Origin of the sequence: Shewanella sp. 10N.286.48.B5 (assembly GCF_002874355.2) — a bacterium.
In the GTDB taxonomy this organism is placed as follows: Bacteria; Pseudomonadota; Gammaproteobacteria; order Enterobacterales; family Shewanellaceae; genus Shewanella.
This window is the reverse complement of the sequence record NZ_MCVG02000001.1, coordinates 1,552,558-1,570,265: the sequence shown is the minus strand read 5'-3', so window position 1 is coordinate 1,570,265 and position 17,708 is coordinate 1,552,558. Positions and strand designations below refer to the sequence as shown.

Annotated in this window: 18 protein-coding genes; 10 read left to right on the top strand and 8 right to left on the bottom strand. The window is 39.7% G+C overall.

The genetic code is table 11. From position 1 onward, the window contains the following. Positions 1-86 precede the first annotated feature (86 nt). From BCU57_RS06785 to BCU57_RS06740, 10 genes are all read left to right on the top strand, one after another. A complete protein-coding gene (locus BCU57_RS06785) occupies positions 87-1,268 on the top strand; it encodes an acetyl-CoA C-acyltransferase (protein WP_102439456.1) in 1,182 nt (393 codons plus the stop codon). 32 nt (positions 1,269-1,300) lie between these two features. Then, positions 1,301-2,959, top strand: coding sequence for an AMP-binding protein (locus tag BCU57_RS06780; protein WP_102439455.1), 1,659 nt, complete (start codon positions 1,301-1,303; stop codon positions 2,957-2,959). 198 nt (positions 2,960-3,157) lie between these two features. After that, positions 3,158-3,817: a hypothetical protein gene (locus BCU57_RS06775; protein WP_241903547.1), complete on the top strand. Its 660-nt coding sequence runs from the start codon at positions 3,158-3,160 to the stop codon at positions 3,815-3,817. An 87-nt stretch (positions 3,818-3,904) separates the two neighbouring features. Beyond that, positions 3,905-6,007, top strand: coding sequence for a molybdopterin-dependent oxidoreductase (locus tag BCU57_RS06770; protein ID WP_102439472.1), 2,103 nt, complete (start codon positions 3,905-3,907; stop codon positions 6,005-6,007). Between the two features lie 199 nt (positions 6,008-6,206). Continuing rightward, positions 6,207-6,596, top strand: a complete 390-nt coding sequence (locus BCU57_RS06765; RefSeq protein WP_241903546.1) for a hypothetical protein — start codon at positions 6,207-6,209, stop codon at positions 6,594-6,596. Beyond that, positions 6,545-6,748, top strand: a complete 204-nt coding sequence (locus BCU57_RS06760) for a DUF1295 domain-containing protein (protein WP_241903545.1) — start codon at positions 6,545-6,547, stop codon at positions 6,746-6,748. The genes BCU57_RS06765 and BCU57_RS06760 overlap by 52 nt, the downstream gene beginning before the upstream one ends. Positions 6,749-7,005: 257 nt before the next feature. Continuing rightward, positions 7,006-7,839 (top strand): AAA family ATPase, encoded by an 834-nt coding sequence (locus tag BCU57_RS06755; protein ID WP_102439454.1) that lies wholly within the window; start codon positions 7,006-7,008, stop codon positions 7,837-7,839. Positions 7,840-7,863: 24 nt separating this feature from the next. After that, positions 7,864-9,036 (top strand): vWA domain-containing protein, encoded by a 1,173-nt coding sequence (locus tag BCU57_RS06750; RefSeq protein WP_102439453.1) that lies wholly within the window; start codon positions 7,864-7,866, stop codon positions 9,034-9,036. 105 nt (positions 9,037-9,141) lie between these two features. Continuing rightward, entirely contained in the window at positions 9,142-9,702 is a 561-nt protein-coding gene (locus tag BCU57_RS06745; RefSeq protein ID WP_102439452.1) for a hypothetical protein, read from the top strand. A gap of 38 nt (positions 9,703-9,740) precedes the next feature. Next, a complete protein-coding gene (locus BCU57_RS06740) occupies positions 9,741-10,388 on the top strand; it encodes a DUF4386 family protein (protein ID WP_102439451.1) in 648 nt (215 codons plus the stop codon). Positions 10,389-10,596: 208 nt separating this feature from the next. Here the strand turns inward: BCU57_RS06740 and BCU57_RS06735 are convergent, their stop codons facing one another. The 8 genes from BCU57_RS06735 to BCU57_RS06700 all read right to left on the bottom strand — a co-directional run bounded on the left by BCU57_RS06735 (position 10,597) and on the right by BCU57_RS06700 (position 17,650). After that, the gene (locus BCU57_RS06735) at positions 10,597-11,382 is read right to left on the bottom strand and encodes an alpha/beta fold hydrolase (RefSeq protein WP_102439450.1); all 786 of its coding nucleotides are present in this window, start codon (positions 11,380-11,382) and stop codon (positions 10,597-10,599) included. Between the two features lie 151 nt (positions 11,383-11,533). Then, on the bottom strand, positions 11,534-12,388 hold the full coding sequence (locus BCU57_RS06730; protein ID WP_102439303.1) for a crotonase/enoyl-CoA hydratase family protein: 855 nt from the start codon (positions 12,386-12,388) through the stop codon (positions 11,534-11,536). A 10-nt stretch (positions 12,389-12,398) separates the two neighbouring features. After that, positions 12,399-13,091 (bottom strand): crotonase/enoyl-CoA hydratase family protein, encoded by a 693-nt coding sequence (locus tag BCU57_RS06725; protein WP_102439302.1) that lies wholly within the window; start codon positions 13,089-13,091, stop codon positions 12,399-12,401. A 103-nt stretch (positions 13,092-13,194) separates the two neighbouring features. Continuing rightward, entirely contained in the window at positions 13,195-13,803 is a 609-nt protein-coding gene (locus tag BCU57_RS06720) for a glutathione S-transferase family protein (protein ID WP_102439301.1), read from the bottom strand. A gap of 37 nt (positions 13,804-13,840) precedes the next feature. Next, positions 13,841-14,752 (bottom strand): bile acid:sodium symporter family protein, encoded by a 912-nt coding sequence (locus BCU57_RS06715; protein WP_102439300.1) that lies wholly within the window; start codon positions 14,750-14,752, stop codon positions 13,841-13,843. A gap of 60 nt (positions 14,753-14,812) precedes the next feature. Then, positions 14,813-15,943, bottom strand: a complete 1,131-nt coding sequence (locus BCU57_RS06710; RefSeq protein WP_102439299.1) for a DUF2855 family protein — start codon at positions 15,941-15,943, stop codon at positions 14,813-14,815. A gap of 21 nt (positions 15,944-15,964) precedes the next feature. Then, a complete protein-coding gene (locus BCU57_RS06705) occupies positions 15,965-16,951 on the bottom strand; it encodes an alpha/beta fold hydrolase (protein WP_102439298.1) in 987 nt (328 codons plus the stop codon). A gap of 36 nt (positions 16,952-16,987) precedes the next feature. Next, positions 16,988-17,650: a nitroreductase gene (locus tag BCU57_RS06700; RefSeq protein ID WP_102439297.1), complete on the bottom strand. Its 663-nt coding sequence runs from the start codon at positions 17,648-17,650 to the stop codon at positions 16,988-16,990. Positions 17,651-17,708: the final 58 nt, after the last annotated feature.

Here is a 17,708-nt window from a genome sequence, read left to right as displayed (position 1 = left end):
AATAAATTTAGCGACTCAGTTTTGTTTGCTTTATACCGAACCTAACAATATAAAAACTAAAATAATTAAAATAAGAGAGGGGATTTATGAGAGAAGCCGTCATAGTTTCAGCTGCACGTTCACCGATAGGCAAAGCTTATCGGGGCGCTTTTAACGATCTTTCTGCGCCGACTTTAGCAGCTGCTACGGTCACAGCCGCCATAGAACGAGCTGGAATTGAGCCAAGTGATATTGATGACTGCATCTTTGGCGTGGTGTTAACTCAGGGCAATCAAGGAATGAATTTTGGCCGTCAGGTTGCCATGGCGGCTAATTTACCCGTTTCAGTTCCCGGAATGACAATTGATCGTCAATGTTCTTCAGGCTTAATGTCGATTTCAATCGCGGCCAACCAAATTGTCTGTGATGGTTCGCAAATCGTTGTCGCAGGGGGCTGTGAATCACTGAGTTTAGTGCAAAACGATAAAATAAATAGCTACAGGGTAGTTGATCCAAACGTAAAAGCTTATCGCCCCGCCATTTATATGCCGATGCTTGATACTGCTGAAGTAGTCGCAAAGCGTTATAACATTTCTAGAGAACAACAAGACCACTACGCTTTATTATCACAACAACGTACTGCAGCAGCGCAAGCGGCTGGAAAGTTTGATGATGAGATAGTGCCAGTAACTTGCACTAAATTAGTCATGGATAAACAAACTGGCGCCATTACTCAGCAACAAGTCACTTTGTCTAAAGATGAAGGCAATCGTCCATCAACCAATTTAGCGGGTTTATCGGGTTTAAAAGTCGTTAAAGACAATGGCTCCATAACTGGCGGTAACGCATCACAGTTATCAGATGGCGCTGCTGCAGTGGTTGTTATGGAGCGTGAACTCGCCAAAGAGCGAGGTCTTGAACCATTAGGGGTTTATCGCGGTTCAGTGGTGACAGGCTGTGAACCCGATGAAATGGGTATTGGTCCTATTTATGCCATTCCTAAATTACTCGAGCGTCACGGCTTAACCATGGATGACATCGGTTTGTGGGAAATAAACGAAGCTTTTGCTGTTCAAGTGTTGTATTGCGCAGAATACTTAAATATTCCAGAAGATCGGTTAAACGTTAATGGTGGTGCAATTTCTATCGGCCACCCGTATGGTATGAGTGGCACTCGAATGGTAATGCATGCATTAATTGAAGGTAAGCGTCGTGGGGTTAAATACGTAGTCATAAGTATGTGTATTGGTGGCGGACAAGGTGCAGCGGGCTTGTTTGAAGTTCTTTAAGGTTTAACAATAATAAATAAGAGGCAAGTATTATGGAAAAGATTTGGCTTGAAAAAAGTTATCCACCTGGGGTTGAATTTGAGATTGATCCAGATAAATACAGTTCATTAGCTGAGTTGTTTTTTAAATATACCAAGTTATATAAAGACAACACCGCCTTCGTTAATATGGATGTTGCTATTAGCTATGCAGAACTTGAGCAACAGGCTACTGATTTTGCGGCCTATCTACAACAAGAGCTAGGGCTAGTAAAAGGTGATAAATTTGCCATTATGATCCCTAATTTATTGCAATACCCCATAGCCCTGTTTGGTGCGCTAATAGCTGGGCTTACTGTCGTCAATGTTAACCCGCTTTATACTCCTCGGGAACTTGAGCATCAACTCAAGGATTCTGGCGCCAAAGCTATTCTCATTCTCGAAAACTTTGCCAATGTACTACAAGCCGTTATTGATAAGACCTCTGTAGAACAAGTGATTATCACTGCTGTAGGTGACCGCTTAGGAACAATTAAAGGTGCTTTAATTAATACCGCGCTAAGACATGTAAAAAAACAAGTCCCAGAATATAACTTACCTCAAGCAATAAAATTTAATAAAGCCTTAGCTTTAGGCAGTAAATTATCTTTTACTCCAGTTAAAATTGTCGGTGCTGATTTAGCTTTTTTACAATACACCGGCGGCACGACAGGCCCATCAAAAGGGGCTATGTTAACCCACCGTAATATGGTGGCAAATATAGAGCAATCTAAAGCTGTAACTAAGAATGTTTATGAAATAGGTAAAGAAATCATGATTACGGCTTTGCCGCTTTATCATATCTTTGCACTTACATCGAACTGCCTAGCCTTTATGCCTTTTGGTGGTAAAAATATTCTAATCACCAATCCACGTGATATGGACGGCTTTGTTAAAGAGTTAGCTAAATATCCTTTTACTGCTATTACAGGGGTGAATACCTTATTCAATGGCTTATTACATACCCCAGGTTTTGACAAACTAGATTTTAGTTCTCTTAAAATGGGCTTTGGTGGCGGTATGTCAGTCCAACGGCCCGTCGCAAAACTGTGGGAAAAAGTAACTAAGACTCGCTTATTAGAAGGTTATGGATTAACAGAATGCGCCCCATTAGTCACCATGAGCCCATATAACCAACAAAGTTATAACGGTTCCATTGGCGTGCCAGCCTCGTCAACGGATATCCGCTTAGTAGGCGCCGATGGTGAAGACGTTGCCAATGGTGATCCCGGTGAAATGTGGGTTAAAGGCCCACAAGTGATGAAGGGTTATCATAATCGCCAAGATGCTACTGATGAAATCCTTATCGATGGCTGGTTAGCAACCGGCGATATTGCCACCATGGATGAAAATGGCTTTTTTACCATTGTTGACCGTAAAAAGGACATGATTATTGTCTCCGGCTTTAACGTTTTCCCTAACGAAATTGAAGAAGTACTCGTTAGCCATGAAGGCATATTAGAAGCCGCTGCTGTTGCAGCGCCAAGTGATGCAACTGGAGAAATGGTCAAAGTGTTTGTGGTTAGAAAAGATCCTGATTTAGACGAAGCCGCGGTATATGAGCACTGCACTGAATTACTGACTAATTATAAGCGCCCTAAAGAAGTGACCTTCTTAGATGAATTACCTAAAAGTAATGTCGGTAAAGTACTTAGAAAAGAGCTTCGTTCTTAGTCAATAACCTAGTAGTAAGATTGAATTTGAATTTAACGTTCTAAATTTCAATACTTTAATAGCAGATCAGGGGCATAATGACCTGATCTGTTTTCCGCTGCCATGATTTAGCAATCATTATAGATATTCATTAATGACAAAGCTTAGTTTCTTAGTGTGACCCATCTGAAAAATAACAAGAAATACAGGAACAAATATATGAAATTTAAAAAACTGCCCATAAGCCAACTGTCAGTTTCTATTATGCTATTTTTAGCAGGCTCAGTAACGTTACAAGCTAATGATTTAGCAGAGGTGGGTATTGAATTAGATGCAGCTAAAGCTGCTATTGATATTGATGAAAACAGCTTTAGCTGTATCCGCGATATGACACCAGTAAGGCATTTTTATGTGGACAACATACTTGGTGATCTTGACGCAACATTGGCAGTAGCCAATGCCCCTGAGGGAGCAAAATATCCTCCAGGCTCAGTAGTACAGTTGGTACCAACAGAAGTGATGGTAAAAGGCAAGGCGGGTTCATCTCCTGTCACAGGTGATTGGGAATTTTTTGAGTTAGAAGTCAGTGAGGACGGCTCAAAAATAGTTAATCGCGGCTTTGTTGATGTCAATAACCGTTTTGGCGGCAATTGTTTTACTTGTCATTTACCTGCTCGCGATAAGTGGGACTTTATCTGTGAATCAGATCATGGTTGTGAACCCATTCCAATCGATCACAGCATGACGGGTGCGCTGCAACGCTCAGATCCTCGCTGCGGCGAAGAAGCACTTGAATCTGGCGACAGTATGGCGTTATTTAAATTAAAAACCATGGTGGTTATTGGTTCGGTTAAAAAGTGGTTTGAAGACCTTTTTTAACCACTCTGCTATTAAGAGTAAAGTGAATAAGCTTTGCTCTTTTTTATGGAAATTTTAAAAGTAAGATTAACCAAGTCAGGGATGAACATGAATGAAGTCAAAACCCATTACCGAAATTGTAATATTTGTGAAGCCATGTGTGGCTTGGAAATTAAATATCAAGACAAACAAATCTTATCGATAAAGGGCGATCAAAACGATCCTTTTAGTAAAGGTTACAATTGCCCTAAAGCCACCGCGTTAGAAGATTTTTATTACGACAAAGATCGTTTAAAAACCCCCATTAAACGTACTACATCAGGTTGGGTTGATATCTCATGGGAAGAGGCATTTGATGAAATAACCGAGAAATTCAAAGCGATTCAACATAAACATGGCAAAAACGCATTGGCAGGTTATTTGGGCAACCCTAATGCCCACAGCCTTGGCAATGCCATGATGCTAAAACCCTTTTCAAAGTCTTTGGGCACCATAAACCGTTTTAGCTCAGCTTCGGCTGATCAATTACCCCATCATGTAGCATCTAACTTCATGTTTGGTGCCGGTATGTTAATCCCAGTACCAGACATTGATCGCACCGACTTTATGCTAATTATTGGTGGTAACCCTGTTGTGTCAAACGGCAGCATGATGACAGCGCCAAATGTTATCGGGCGCATGAAGGCGATTCAAAAAAGAGGTGGTAAGGTTGTCGTCGTCGATCCTAAATGTTCACGTACCGCTAAAATTGCCGATCAGCATCTGTTTATTCGCCCAGAAAAAGACGCTTTACTGCTATTTGCGCTGATCCATTGTGTATTTGCGTCTAACAAAGTGAATTTACGTCACTTAGCCGCCATGACAGATGGTGTTGAGACACTTGAATCTGTCGCAAAAGACTATGCGCCTGAAGATGTTGCTGAATTTGTTGGTATCGATGCACAGAGTATTCGCCAGCTAGCTGCTGATATGACCGCCGCAGATTCAGCCGTTTGTTATAGCCGTATGGGCGCCTCAACACAAACCTTTGGTGGTTTATGCCAATGGTTAACCAATGTACTGAATATCATCACAGGTAATTTTGATCGTGCTGGTGGCGCTATGTTTCCTCAGCCTGCTTATGATTTACTAAGAAACCACGTAAAAGGGCATAAATCATCATTTGGCCAATATCACTCTCGGGTTAGAAAGCTGCCATTTTTTAACGGGGAATTCCCAGTCTCCACCTTGGCTGAAGAAATACAAACACCAGGTGAAGGTCAAATAAAGAGTTTGATTACTATTGCGGGCAATCCGGTACTGTCTGCGCCCAATGGCAAGCAATTAGCGGATGCATTTACTGAGTTGGATTACATGGTGTCAGTGGATATCTACCTTAATGAAACCACAAAATACGCCGATATTATTCTACCCGGCACCACAGGTGTTGAAAATTCGCATTTTGATATTTTCTTTAACTCATTTTCAGTAAGAAACACGGTTAAATACTCAGCGCCATTGTTTGAAAAAAATGCTGATCAGCGAAGTGATTGGCAGATTTTAAAAGAAATATCGTCTCGTATGAACAATTCCCCCATGGATCCCTATACCCCTGAGATGATCTTAGATAGGGAATTAACCCAAGGGCCTTATGGCGAAGAAGGTATGAGTTTACAAAAGCTGATTGATAATCCACATGGGATTGATATGGGCCCATTGATGCCGTGTATTGAGCAAAGGATTAAAACGGCTACAGGTAAAATAGACTTAGCGCCGCGAATATACCTCGATGATTTATCACGCTTAAATGCGCTGATGGCCACTGCGCCAAGAGATCAAACATATCCATTTGATTTAATTGGCCGCCGTTTAGTGAAAAGTCACAATACCTGGACGCAAAACTCGGCGCGTTTAGTTAAAGGTAAAAATCCCTGTACCTTAGAGATCCATACCCAAGATGCGCAAACCCTCGGTATTAAACAAGGACAATTGCTTAAGGTGAGTTCTCGGGTGGGTGAAATCCACATAGAAGCCGCAATTACCAATGACATTCTCCAAGGCGTGGTGTGTATGCCTCAAGGTTGGGGGCATAATCAACAAGGTACACGCATGTCAGTTGCAGCAACACAGGCGGGTGTCAGTATGAATGACTTAACGGATGCAAGTAAGGTCGACACGTTAACGGGTAATGCCGTACTTAATGGTATACCCGTTGCTATTGAACTTGCGTAACTGTAGGGGAAACATGACAGATGAAATACTTTACACCGTTATTTGTTTTTATTGCTGGTTGGATACTCTTAATATTTAGTGATACTTTGGCGACAATTGGTCTTGTTAATGGTTTGCTGCAATTACTCATGTTCACCTTGGTGGTATGTATACCTACATGGCGTACAGGCCGAATGTCCTAGGTTGATATAGGTTGGCCATGGGGCTCACACTCATTGGTATTATGACTTGGTGTTACAGTGACGGCGATTCAACCCGTGTCGCATTAGTCAGTATGGCTTGTATTTTTGCTGGTAGCCGAATGGGGTTTGGGGCGTTAAAACTGTGGACATCAGGTCACCTGCAAACAGAACTGCCACGATATGAATACCAAAAACGTCGCTGGCAAAAAGCCGGTAAAACCAACGTGGCGTTAGCGCAGCAAATAGAGGCGATAATACAAGGTTTAGCCAATGCGTCGTATTTGGCATTACCTGCATTTATTATTGCAGCAATACAGGCGCGCAAATTTCTATATTTGAGATTATCGGTATTATTGTGTGGCTGGCTGCATTTGCGATGGAAACTATTGCCGATATACAAAAGTTAGCTTTTTTGAAAGCAATGAAATCGACAGGGATTAACAATCAAGTTTGTAATGTGGGCTTATGGCGATTTAGTCGTCATCCAAATTATTTTGCTGAATGGATGGTGTGGAATGGATTAGTCATTACCGCTATCCCATCATGGCTAGCTTTATAGCAACAAGAATCGGTGGTTATATGTGGATTATTAGGTGTAGGTTTACTGATCACCTCCAAAATAATGCACACCACCTTAGTTGTTTATACTGGCGCAGTGCCTTCTGATTTCTATTCAGTGCAAAAACGCCCTGAATATAAGGCCTACCAACAAACAACTAATATCTTTTCCCTGGACCGAATAAGACACGGTAAATAAAACGCTAACTAAAAATAGCACTAGAACTAACAATATAACTATCACCAATAGGTAAAAGCATGTTTAAAAGTACTGACAACTATATTGCGTCAAGTGATCTCACTATGGCTGTGAATGCCGCAATAGCATTAGAAAAACCGTTATTGATTAAGGGCGAGCCGGGTACCGGTAAAACTCAATTAGCGGAAGAGTTAGCTAAATCTTTAAATTGTAAGTTGTATCAGTGGCACATTAAGTCGACGACTAAAGCGCAGCAAGGATTGTACGAATACGATGCGGTGTCACGCCTTAGAGACAGTCAGTTAGGTGATGCACGTGTACATGATATTTCAAACTATATCGTTAAAGGTAAGTTATGGCAGGCTTTTGAAGAAGAGCAAAGACCCATCTTACTTATCGATGAAATTGATAAAGCTGATATCGAATTTCCCAACGATTTACTGCAAGAATTAGACAAGATGGAGTTTCATGTTTATGAAACTCAGCAAGTGATCAAAGCTAAACAGCGTCCGATTATCATCATTACCTCAAATAATGAAAAAGAACTGCCAGATGCCTTTTTAAGGCGCTGTTTTTTCCATTACATTAAATTCCCGACCAAAGTCGAAATGGAAAAAATCATCGATGTTCATCATCCAGATGTGAAGCAACAACTACTCAAGCAAAGTTTAGAAGTGTTTTTTGACTTACGAGAGGTCAATGGCATTAAGAAAAAACCATCAACCTCTGAACTGATTGATTGGATCAAGCTATTAATATCAGATGATATTTCTCAAGCGAGTCTATTGGATAAAAATTCTGATGTAATTCCGTTATTTGGTGCGCTGCTTAAAAATGAACAAGATGTGTCATTGCTTGAAAAACTCGCTTTTATGAGTCGTAGAAACCGCTAATCGCTAAAGAAAGGTAGTGAAATCATGTTTATTGATTTTTTTCTTACGTTGAAAAAACATAACGTACCTTGCAGTTTGCGGGAGTTATTAGATCTTATTGCCTTATTAAAAAAAGGCGTGGTGTTTGCAAGCGTTGAAGATTTTTATAACTTAGCCAAAATCGTGATGGTGAAAGACGAAATTTACTATGACAAATATGACAACGCTTTTGCGGAATACTTTAAAGGCATAGAAAGCATAGATGTGTTTGATCAAATCTTGCCTGAAGATTGGTTACGTAAAGAATTTGAAAAGCATTTAAGTGATGAAGAAAAGCAACAGCTGAAAGCCTTAGGTGGCCTCGAACAGCTAATGAAGGCATTAAAAGAGCGACTTGAAGAACAGAAAAAACGCCATGCTGGTGGCAATAAATGGATCGGTACCGGTGGAACATCACCTTTTGGCGCTTATGGCTATAACCCTGAAGGCATAAGAGTGGGGCAAGAGGGTAACCGTAATAACAGCGCGATTAAAGTCTGGGATAAACGTGAGTTTAAAAACTTCGACCAAGACCGAGAGCTAGGTACCCGTAATATCAAGTTAGCATTAAAAAAATTACGTAAATTTGCCCGAACTGGTGCCAGTGAAAAGTTAGATATAAACACCACTATTCGCTCCACTGCTCAAAATGGTGGCTTGTTAGATGTACACATGGAGCCTGAGCGTCACAATGCGGTAAAAGTGCTAATGTTTTTTGATGTTGGCGGCTCAATGGATGATTACATTCAAACCTGTGAAGAGCTTTTTTCAGCCGCCCATACTGAATTCAAACAATTAAAATTTTTCTATTTTCATAATTGTTTATATGACAAAGTATGGCAAGACAACAGCAGACGCTATCAACAAACAATTGACCTTGAAGAAGTCATCAGAACATACGGATCAGATTATAAAGTCATATTTGTCGGCGATGCGACAATGGGGCCTTATGAAATTGTCGCCCGCGGTGGCAGTGTTGAACACTGGAACGAGAAACCTGGCAGTGATTATATGAATCGGCTATTAGGCCACTTCAATAAAGTGACCTGGTTAAATCCACAACCCCAGCAGCATTGGTCTTATCATCAGTCGATATCGATAATTCAGCAGTTAATGGATAACAAAATGTACCCGCTAACGGTAGATGGTATTGGTAGGGCGATTAAGGAACTGAGTTAACTCGCGATATAAAATCGACAAACTACAGCTTCATATTGAGCTAAAATAATTCAAGGAAGAAATAAGTGGCTTTTGTGAGGTATCACAAAAACCGTATTTAAAATTATGATTATAAAAGAGATTAATATCACCCAAAAAGCCATTGAGCTGTTTTTAATCGCCATTGTTGTCAGTGTTTTTCTAAATGACATTATCATTAATGAACATACCTTAGCCGCTAATCATCTTTGGTATTTAGCCTTAGCGGTTATCATATTAAGCCTATATCGGCTAGATATCCGCCCCAACAAACAAAATAAAATTCACCATCAAGGTTTAAAAAAAACAGGTATTTATAGTCTACTGTTTATTGCAATTTACCTTTGTGGTCCACTCGCCACAGCAAGATATGGTCATGTTTTACTGACTACGCTAGGTAAATATGAGCATGTTAACCATGAGTTCATTGTTAAATATGTGAGTACAGCCTATAGCAGTCAATATTGTACTGGCGCTGTTTACATTAAACGTTACCAATTATTCGGCAATGACCGTATATGCGGGGTACCTAAATCACTTTGGTTTAGGTTAAAAAAAGGTGATACATTAACCGTTAAAGGTAGACAAACTAGCCTAGCGTTTGAATATCAGACCGTACAGTTAATCAACAACACTAGCGGAAGCTAACCGCTGTAACAACAAGGTTTTATGAATAAGGATTAGGTGTGAATAACATACAAAAAATAGCTGGCGTTGCTGCACTTTTTGAAGCTGTTATTTACATATCAGCTTTTATATTTTTTGGTGCGTGTTGGGATTACCCAGTCAGTGCAGGTGATACACAAAAACTCAGTTATCTAATTCATCATCAATCAATTTTATCAATCGTTAATTTTGTTATGTATGTCGCTTTTGGGCTTTTTTTAGCCATATTAGTTGTAGCGATCCATCAACGGATGAAAACCAAAGCGCCTCTTTTGTCACAAACGGCTACAGTCTTCGGTATTATTTGGGTTGGCCTTGTCATCGCAAGTGGCATGATTGCAAATGTTGGATTAGCAGCTGTTATCGATTTGTCAGCCCAAAATCCACAGCAAGCAATGACCCTTTTAATGGTTATAAACACAATCGTTGAGGCTTTTGGAGGCGGCAACGAAATTGTCGGCGGCTTATGGGTTCTATTATTGAGTATTGCAGGGTTAAAAGCGATTGAATTACCGAAATGGTTACACTATTTCGGACTATTAATTGGAACTGTCGGTGTTCTTACAATTTATCCTGCTGAAATCCTCACTGAAATATTTGGCTTAAGCCAAATAGTGTGGTTCTCTTGGCTAGGTATGGCAATGCTTGTAAACCTTAACAGCGAATAGGGCGTTCAAACGGCTGAATGACCATTGCAGTCACTAAGTAAATTACTATGGAGTTAACTTTAAAGATAAATATGCAAAAAGTTTCGCACCTTGTAGTAAATAAAAATAGGCCGCCAGAAGCTAAGACTATTGTTAGTTTTACTTTATAAATATAGCTGCCTAATTTAGCTGCTATTAAGTAATAACATTATTAATACCATTAGCGTTGTTACCAGTCTTTGACTATGGCCTTAATCATATTGGCAGTATTTTGTGGTTGCTCTAGGGGGAACATATGACCACCATTGGGCATCATGGAAACTTCAATGTTGTTTAAGTTTGCAAAGCGAGTGAAATACTTAACCGGGAATACGTCAGTTTTTTCGCCATAAATAAGTGCAGCTGGGACCTTAAGTTGGTTTTTATATCTGGCTAAGTTACAAGGTAAATGTCTGAAAATATCGGCTTCAACTTCGGGGGTAAAGCTTAATTCTAAGCGTTTATTGCGCTGGGTTACACCATGGTCAATGTAATCTTTTAAACACCTTGGATCAAAGTTTTTAAATAAATTTTTCTGTGCGAAGTAACCAACTAAGTTAGTGTTTAGCGGCCAATGACGTTGACGGTTTTGTGCCCGGCCTGCAGGAGACCATTTATCAATAAGACGAGTCTTTTTAACAACTTTAAGCACATGACTGAAAGGACCTGTCACCACAGGCGGGTCTAACATGATTACACCACGAAACAACTCTGGATGTTGGCATGCTGCAAGAAATGACAGAATGCCACCAAATGAATGACCAATACATATCACTTTTTCATCTTGCTGTTTTAAATAATCAAGCAACTCAGTAACCAAGTGCTGCCAATTAGTGTGTATAGGGTATTTATGATTATGCCCATATTGATCATGAGCAATGGTACTGAACTTTTCATTAAATTCACCGAGAAATGTTTTATAACTTCCTGCAGGAAATCCATTGGCGTGAACGAGGTTAATCAGTGGCTTGGTCATAGTTACTTCATACCATGTTTGATTACTTTTGGTTTAAAATCTTTTTATAAAATCTTTTTATAAAATCTTGTTATAAAAGCTTTTATAAAAAGGCTATTGTCGATTTAAACACTGTTTGGTTAATTCAATCGAGCAATAGCCCTACAGCGAGTTAGAATATTTTTGAATTATCAATTGGTGTTAGCTCTTGAAACTCTGGTGCTCGTTTTTGCGCTTTGGCAGTAAAAGTTTCCATCATGTCATTTTGCGGTTGGAACATACCACTTTGCCAAGCTGCCATATAATTTAAGCTGTCTGCTACAGAATGATCGCGGCCATAATTTATCATCTCTTTACAGCCTGCTACCGCCAATGGTGAGCGAGCAGCAATTTCAGCTGCTATTGCCATTACGCCTGTTAACATGCTTTGTTGATCTTCAAATACCTGATTAACCAGACCTGCATCTTTGGCTTCATTGGCTGGCATTCTGCGACCGGTATAGGCTAATTCTTTAACTAAACCCATTGAGATTAATTTAGGTAAACGCTGTAATGTGCCTAAGTCAGCGGTCATGCCTAATTTAGTTTCTTCAATACTGAAAAAAGCATCACTGGTACAATAACGACAATCAGCAGCGCTGACCATATCAACCGCGCCACCAATACAACCACCTTGAACGGCCATTAATACTGGCATTCTGGCACTTTCTAATACGTTGAAGCACTCTTGTAGCCTTAATACTAAGCGGCGTAATTGCTCATGTTTACGGCCTAATTCAATATTCTTATCATTATTACTTTGGGTAAAAACGGCTAGATCCATTCCTGCACAGAAATGTTTACCTGTTGATGAAATAACAATGACACGAGCAGCAGCTTGATCATTTATCTGTTGAATCACTTTTGGGAATTCATCCCAAAAATCAATATTCATTGAATTAAATTCATCAGGGCGATTAAGCTTGATATGAGCAATTTTAGCGTTAACTTCTACAGTCAAACTGTTAAACTTTTCATTGTTATTCATCGTATTAACCTTATAAAATTAACGTGCTTTGGGCATCGATTTCTATCGCGCTATCTAACGCAGCAAGGATTGCGTGACGTTCTTTTAGTTTGGTGCCGTGATGTGATTTCATATCAAGAGATTGCATATGCTTAGCCACTGCATAGGCAGTTGCCATCAGGTGCTCAGGTTCAACAACTTGATCAAGAAAACCTGCTGAAACCGCTGTTTGTGGGGCAAACAGTTCAGCGACTATAACTGAACGAGTAAGATAATTACGTGGGATACGATTTCGCGCAAGCTCAATACCGGCATTGTGCATTGTCATGCCTATAGCGACTTCATTTAAACCAATTTTAAAATCACCCGCACAGCCAATACGGTAGTCACAACTGAGTAATAAAAATGCCCCTTTGGCAATAGCATGACCGGTACATGCCCCAATAATAGGGGTCGGGAACGCCAGCATTCTGCGGGCTAACTTAGAGCCTGCGGTTACCAGTGCTATTGCAGCCTCTGAACTAGACTTCATGGTTTTAAGATCAAAACCACCTGAAAATATTCCGGCTTGGCCTGTTAAAATAACTACGGCTTGTTGCTGCTCAGCAGCATCTAAAGCGACATTAATTTCTGTAATGATCTCTGGCGAGATAGCATTAACTTTGCCATTGTTTAGCGTAATTACATGTATATTGTTGTCGATTTCGACATTGATAAGTTCCATTTGCTACCTTTTTAGTTTTAGTTGTCTGTTTTTATTGTCAATCGTTGGTTGTAATATTGTTGCTGTTAATTACTTTATACAGTATTTACTCTAATAAAAAGTCCTATCCGTGTTTTAACACTAATTGATAGGCCGCTCTTTGTTGAACTTTGCAGAGGTAAGCTTTGATATTGTCTTGTCCCTTGAGTAATTTTAAACTCATGGCTATCTCTAACATTATGGTCATCATGATATCGGCGGCGCTAAAGTCATTGCCAGCAAAGTAACTGTGGCTTGCTAAATATTGGTCAATATAAGCAAAGTCGATTGCTAATTCTTTGGCAATATAACCATCTAGTGGGCAACTACCGGCACGGGGTTCCATTTGCAGTAATAAAGTCGTGATAACGGGTAAAGCCAGTGAGCCTTCGGCAAAATGTAACCATTCAAGGTATTGATAATATTGGCTGCTATTTGTGTCTGGTCTTAAATGCGTTGAATAATCTTGGTTTAAGATATATTCCATAATGGCACCAGACTCACATATGGTTATGTCATCATCAACCATGATGGGGGATTTACCCAGAGGGTGTATGGCATATAACGCCTTCGGTGCGAGGTTAGTGTTTGGATCACGCTGATGTATGACTAACTCATAGGGTAACTTCATCTCTTCAAGTAACCATAAAACGCGTTTAGATCTTGATTTAACTAAATGGTGAACTGTAATCATATGAGTATCTTCCGTGTTGTTAATTTTTTAAAGGGCTTCATTTCGCGATATCTAATTGCACTTTCGGTTTATCGGCGCGATTAAACTTTGAATTAAATATTCTGACGAGTACACCTGCAGTAAATAGCATGGTTAACGTATAAATAGCAGGTGTAAATGACATTTTATAATTGGCCAATAAGGTCAGCGCCATGAACATGGATAAAGTACTATTTTGTAAACCTACTTCGATGGTAATTGAAGTGCGCTGAGCAAGGTTTAAACCAAGCCACTTACTTGAATAGTAGCCCAGCGCCATGGTTGAAATATTGAGCAATATTGAAACTGGCCCTGCAGCGATAAGGGCTGAAACCACAATGTCTTTTTGAATGTATGTCAAAAAGATAATTAATAAGGTTAAAAATAAAATACCAAATTTAGACACATGAACTTGTGTACTGTCAGCTAATTTGGGGGCAAATCGCTTTATTAACATCCCGATGCCAATAGGCAATATTGTCAGCTTCATTAAACTTATCATGGTGGTAATAATCGGTAATGAGAACTCAGTACCTTTACCCATAAAGTGCTCAAGCGATAAGTTAAGTATCACTGGAATGGTAAATACCGTTATGATGCTGGCTATTGCTGTCATCGAAACTGACAGCGCGACATCTCCTTTGGCTAAATGGGTAAACATATTCGAAGTCGTACCACCTGGACATAGTACTAACAGCATGACGCCTACGGCATATTCTGGTTCTAAAGGCATGACACTTGCCAATACAAACCCTATAAGCGGCAAAAGTATGAGTTGATTAACCAAACCGATAGATACAGCTTTAGGGTACTTTACCACTCGCTTAAAATCTTTAGGAATAAGAGAAAGCCCCATTCCCATCATGATTAAAAATATACAAATTGGAATCACTTTTGTGTTTACAAATTTGACTAATTCAATACTTTCCATACGAACCTCAGGTTTAACAGACCTTGCTGCTGGCCAATTTAAATGAATTGATATTATTAATTACCAAGAAACAATTTGGCCCACAGATGCATCGGCTTTACCTGCTAATACTTGTTGGTAAATGGCATCTAATTCAGTAACGTTATGAGTTGTGTTGATGGTTATGTTCACACGGCAAAACTCAATGTAACGCAGTAATGCTAAATTCATCTGGTTCATCATTTCGGTGGCACCATATTCTGCAGCACGTTTTTTAAGCTGGTTTGGTGCAAAAAAGAACTCTGGTTTTGCGCCCGGCAAGCTAGCAACGTTAAAACCATCCGAGATATCAATATCTTGGTGATGAGTTGCCCCTATTCGACACGAATAACGCAGTGAGTCTGCAAAGTGGTAATGTATTGCTGAAAGTGTTGATTGACCGCCAGCCATATCAACTAAAATTGATGTGACACCGCTGTCGAGTGACGCTATTTGTTGGTAGCTGACAACTTGATCATAACAAGCTAATGACTCAACAAATTTACGATTAGATTCAGAGGTGATACCAATAGCAGGGCGTTCGCCTCTGTCTTTAATTGAGAAGGCCAGGGCAATGCTGGTTTTACTTGATGCACTGGTGATGAGGTATTGAGCTGCGTCAAAGTAATTATTATCAAACATAAAGTCATCAACTAACCATGAAGTGGTAAATAAACCTCGAAGTAAAATATCAAATTCTTCGTTATTTATCTGATAATAAGGATTAGTATTAACCCGATCAAAGCGACTGTAAACAGGTGAAAGACCTTCTCGGCATGGATTTATATCAGAAAATCCCGTTGTAGCGATATTGCCAGCAATAACGGTTAAATGAGTCGCCATTGGCATAAATCCCCAAAGCCTTTCTCCCACTTTAATATGTTGGCAATTTGAAGCAATAACATCTGCATAGCCCATTACTGGGAGTCGCCCCCATTGGGCTTGCTCAGTGCTATTTGCCGTTGGGAAAAATCGCCAATAACCTAAAGCATCTCCGGTGACGCCGTAACTAATGTTGTTTGCTGTAAGAGCAAATTTATCTACTTTCAGCAGTAATTCATTTTCAGCTAAAGGCTGTTCAATATTAAGTGGTACTACTCGGGTTTGGATTAAATTTGATTTTGAAACTTCAAAAACAAATGCACTGTGGGTTAACGTTTGTGATTGGGTCATAACAAGCCTTTATTTTTGTGATTATGTATTAATAAAATGATTCATGACGTGGTTTATCTCTGCAGGTCTTTCGTGTTGTAACCAGTGACTGCAATTTTTGAAACGCACTATGGTGCAATCCGGAACGTATTGGTTAATATCGGTAAGATTCTCATTAACAAAGGCTTGGTCTCGTTCACCCCATAAAATAAGCGTTGGAAGGTTAATACGTATATTGGGTATTTTTATTGTCGCGATGTCTTTAATTGGACTCAATTGACCCGAGTCTTCACTTTTTGACGAGCAGTTATTTTGTTGTTTTAGCGCTGAATGATTAGTGTTTTCTTTTGCCGCTAATTGCGGCATTGCACGGTAATATTGCGGCATTGCACGGTAATATTGCAGCATGCCATTAATGCCGCCTTGTTGACTCCAAACCTGACGGTACTCAGCTTTGGTTTTATTACTAAATGTACTTTTATAAGCACTTACCATGATGTTCTCAGCTAGGTATTGATAGTTATTTTGCTGTAATAAATGCTCTGCATTTTGACTAATTAAGTCATGAATATAGGTACTCTTTTGGCGTTGTAGTGGGTTGTTAACCATTTCTCGGGTGAAGGTACTTGGATGCGCAGCATTCAAAATAATCAGTTTACATATTAGTTGTGGATGAAAGGCTGCAAGGGGCCAAGCGATGGCGCCGCCCCAATCATGGGCAACTAAAATCACTGCGCTATTTGGGCTAATGTGTTTAATAAACTTTGAAAAGAAAGCGATTAAATTGGGGACAGAGTAAAAATCAACTTCAGTAGGTTTATCACTTAAGTTGTACCCAGGTAAATCAGGCGCTATAACCCGATAATTTTCAGCGAAATAACTTAATTGCTTACGCCAAACGCCCCAATATTCAGGAAAACCATGAAGGAAAATGATCGTTGGCTTTGCTTCTGTGCCTGATACAAGATTCGATTCAACATAGTGAATGTTGGTCTGATCTATTAACGCAAACTTATGCTCCAACTGCATGTTGATTCTCTTTTAATGTCATATATAAAAAGGCATTTATTCGAAAAAACTGACTGCATTATCGATTAACTCTCTGTCTGTTCTGGTTTTATTTACAGGATTAGTGTCATCAGCAAAGCCAAAAGACATGCCAAATAAGATGCCGCGTTCCTCAGGTAGGTTTAATGCTTCTCGCACAGGATCAGGAAATTGACCTAAGGCACCTTGCATACAATTTGATATGCCATGCTGAGCAAGAACTAATGAAAGTGTTTGCGCGTAAATACCTAAATCTACTGCACCCATAATGTCTAAATATTTATCCATGGTAAAAAATACCGCATGGGGAGCATCAAAGAATTGCCAGTTACGCAGCATTGCCATTTGACGCGCTTTCTTATCTTCTCTGGCTATGCCTAATTCGGTGTAAAGCGCATTTGCTGATCCAAACTGACGCTCGCGGTGTACGCCACTGTATTGTGCCGTCCAGTTAAAGTCTGGGTTTGGCTTGGCGCCGCTCATTAATAATTCCATGAATTGATGTTGTAATTTGTGTTTTGTTTTTCCCGACACCACACAGGCTTGCCAAGGTTGAACATTACAATTGGAAGGGGATAATTGCACCGTTTCAAAAATGTGTTTTAAGGTTTCTTGTGGTACAGGCTTATTCAAAAACGCACGTGCTGAATAGCGTTGTTTTAAAATCGTTTCAATAGGCATTTGCTTACTCTTTACTTAGTATAAAAATGTAGAGTGTTATTAATTGCGTTAAAGGTTA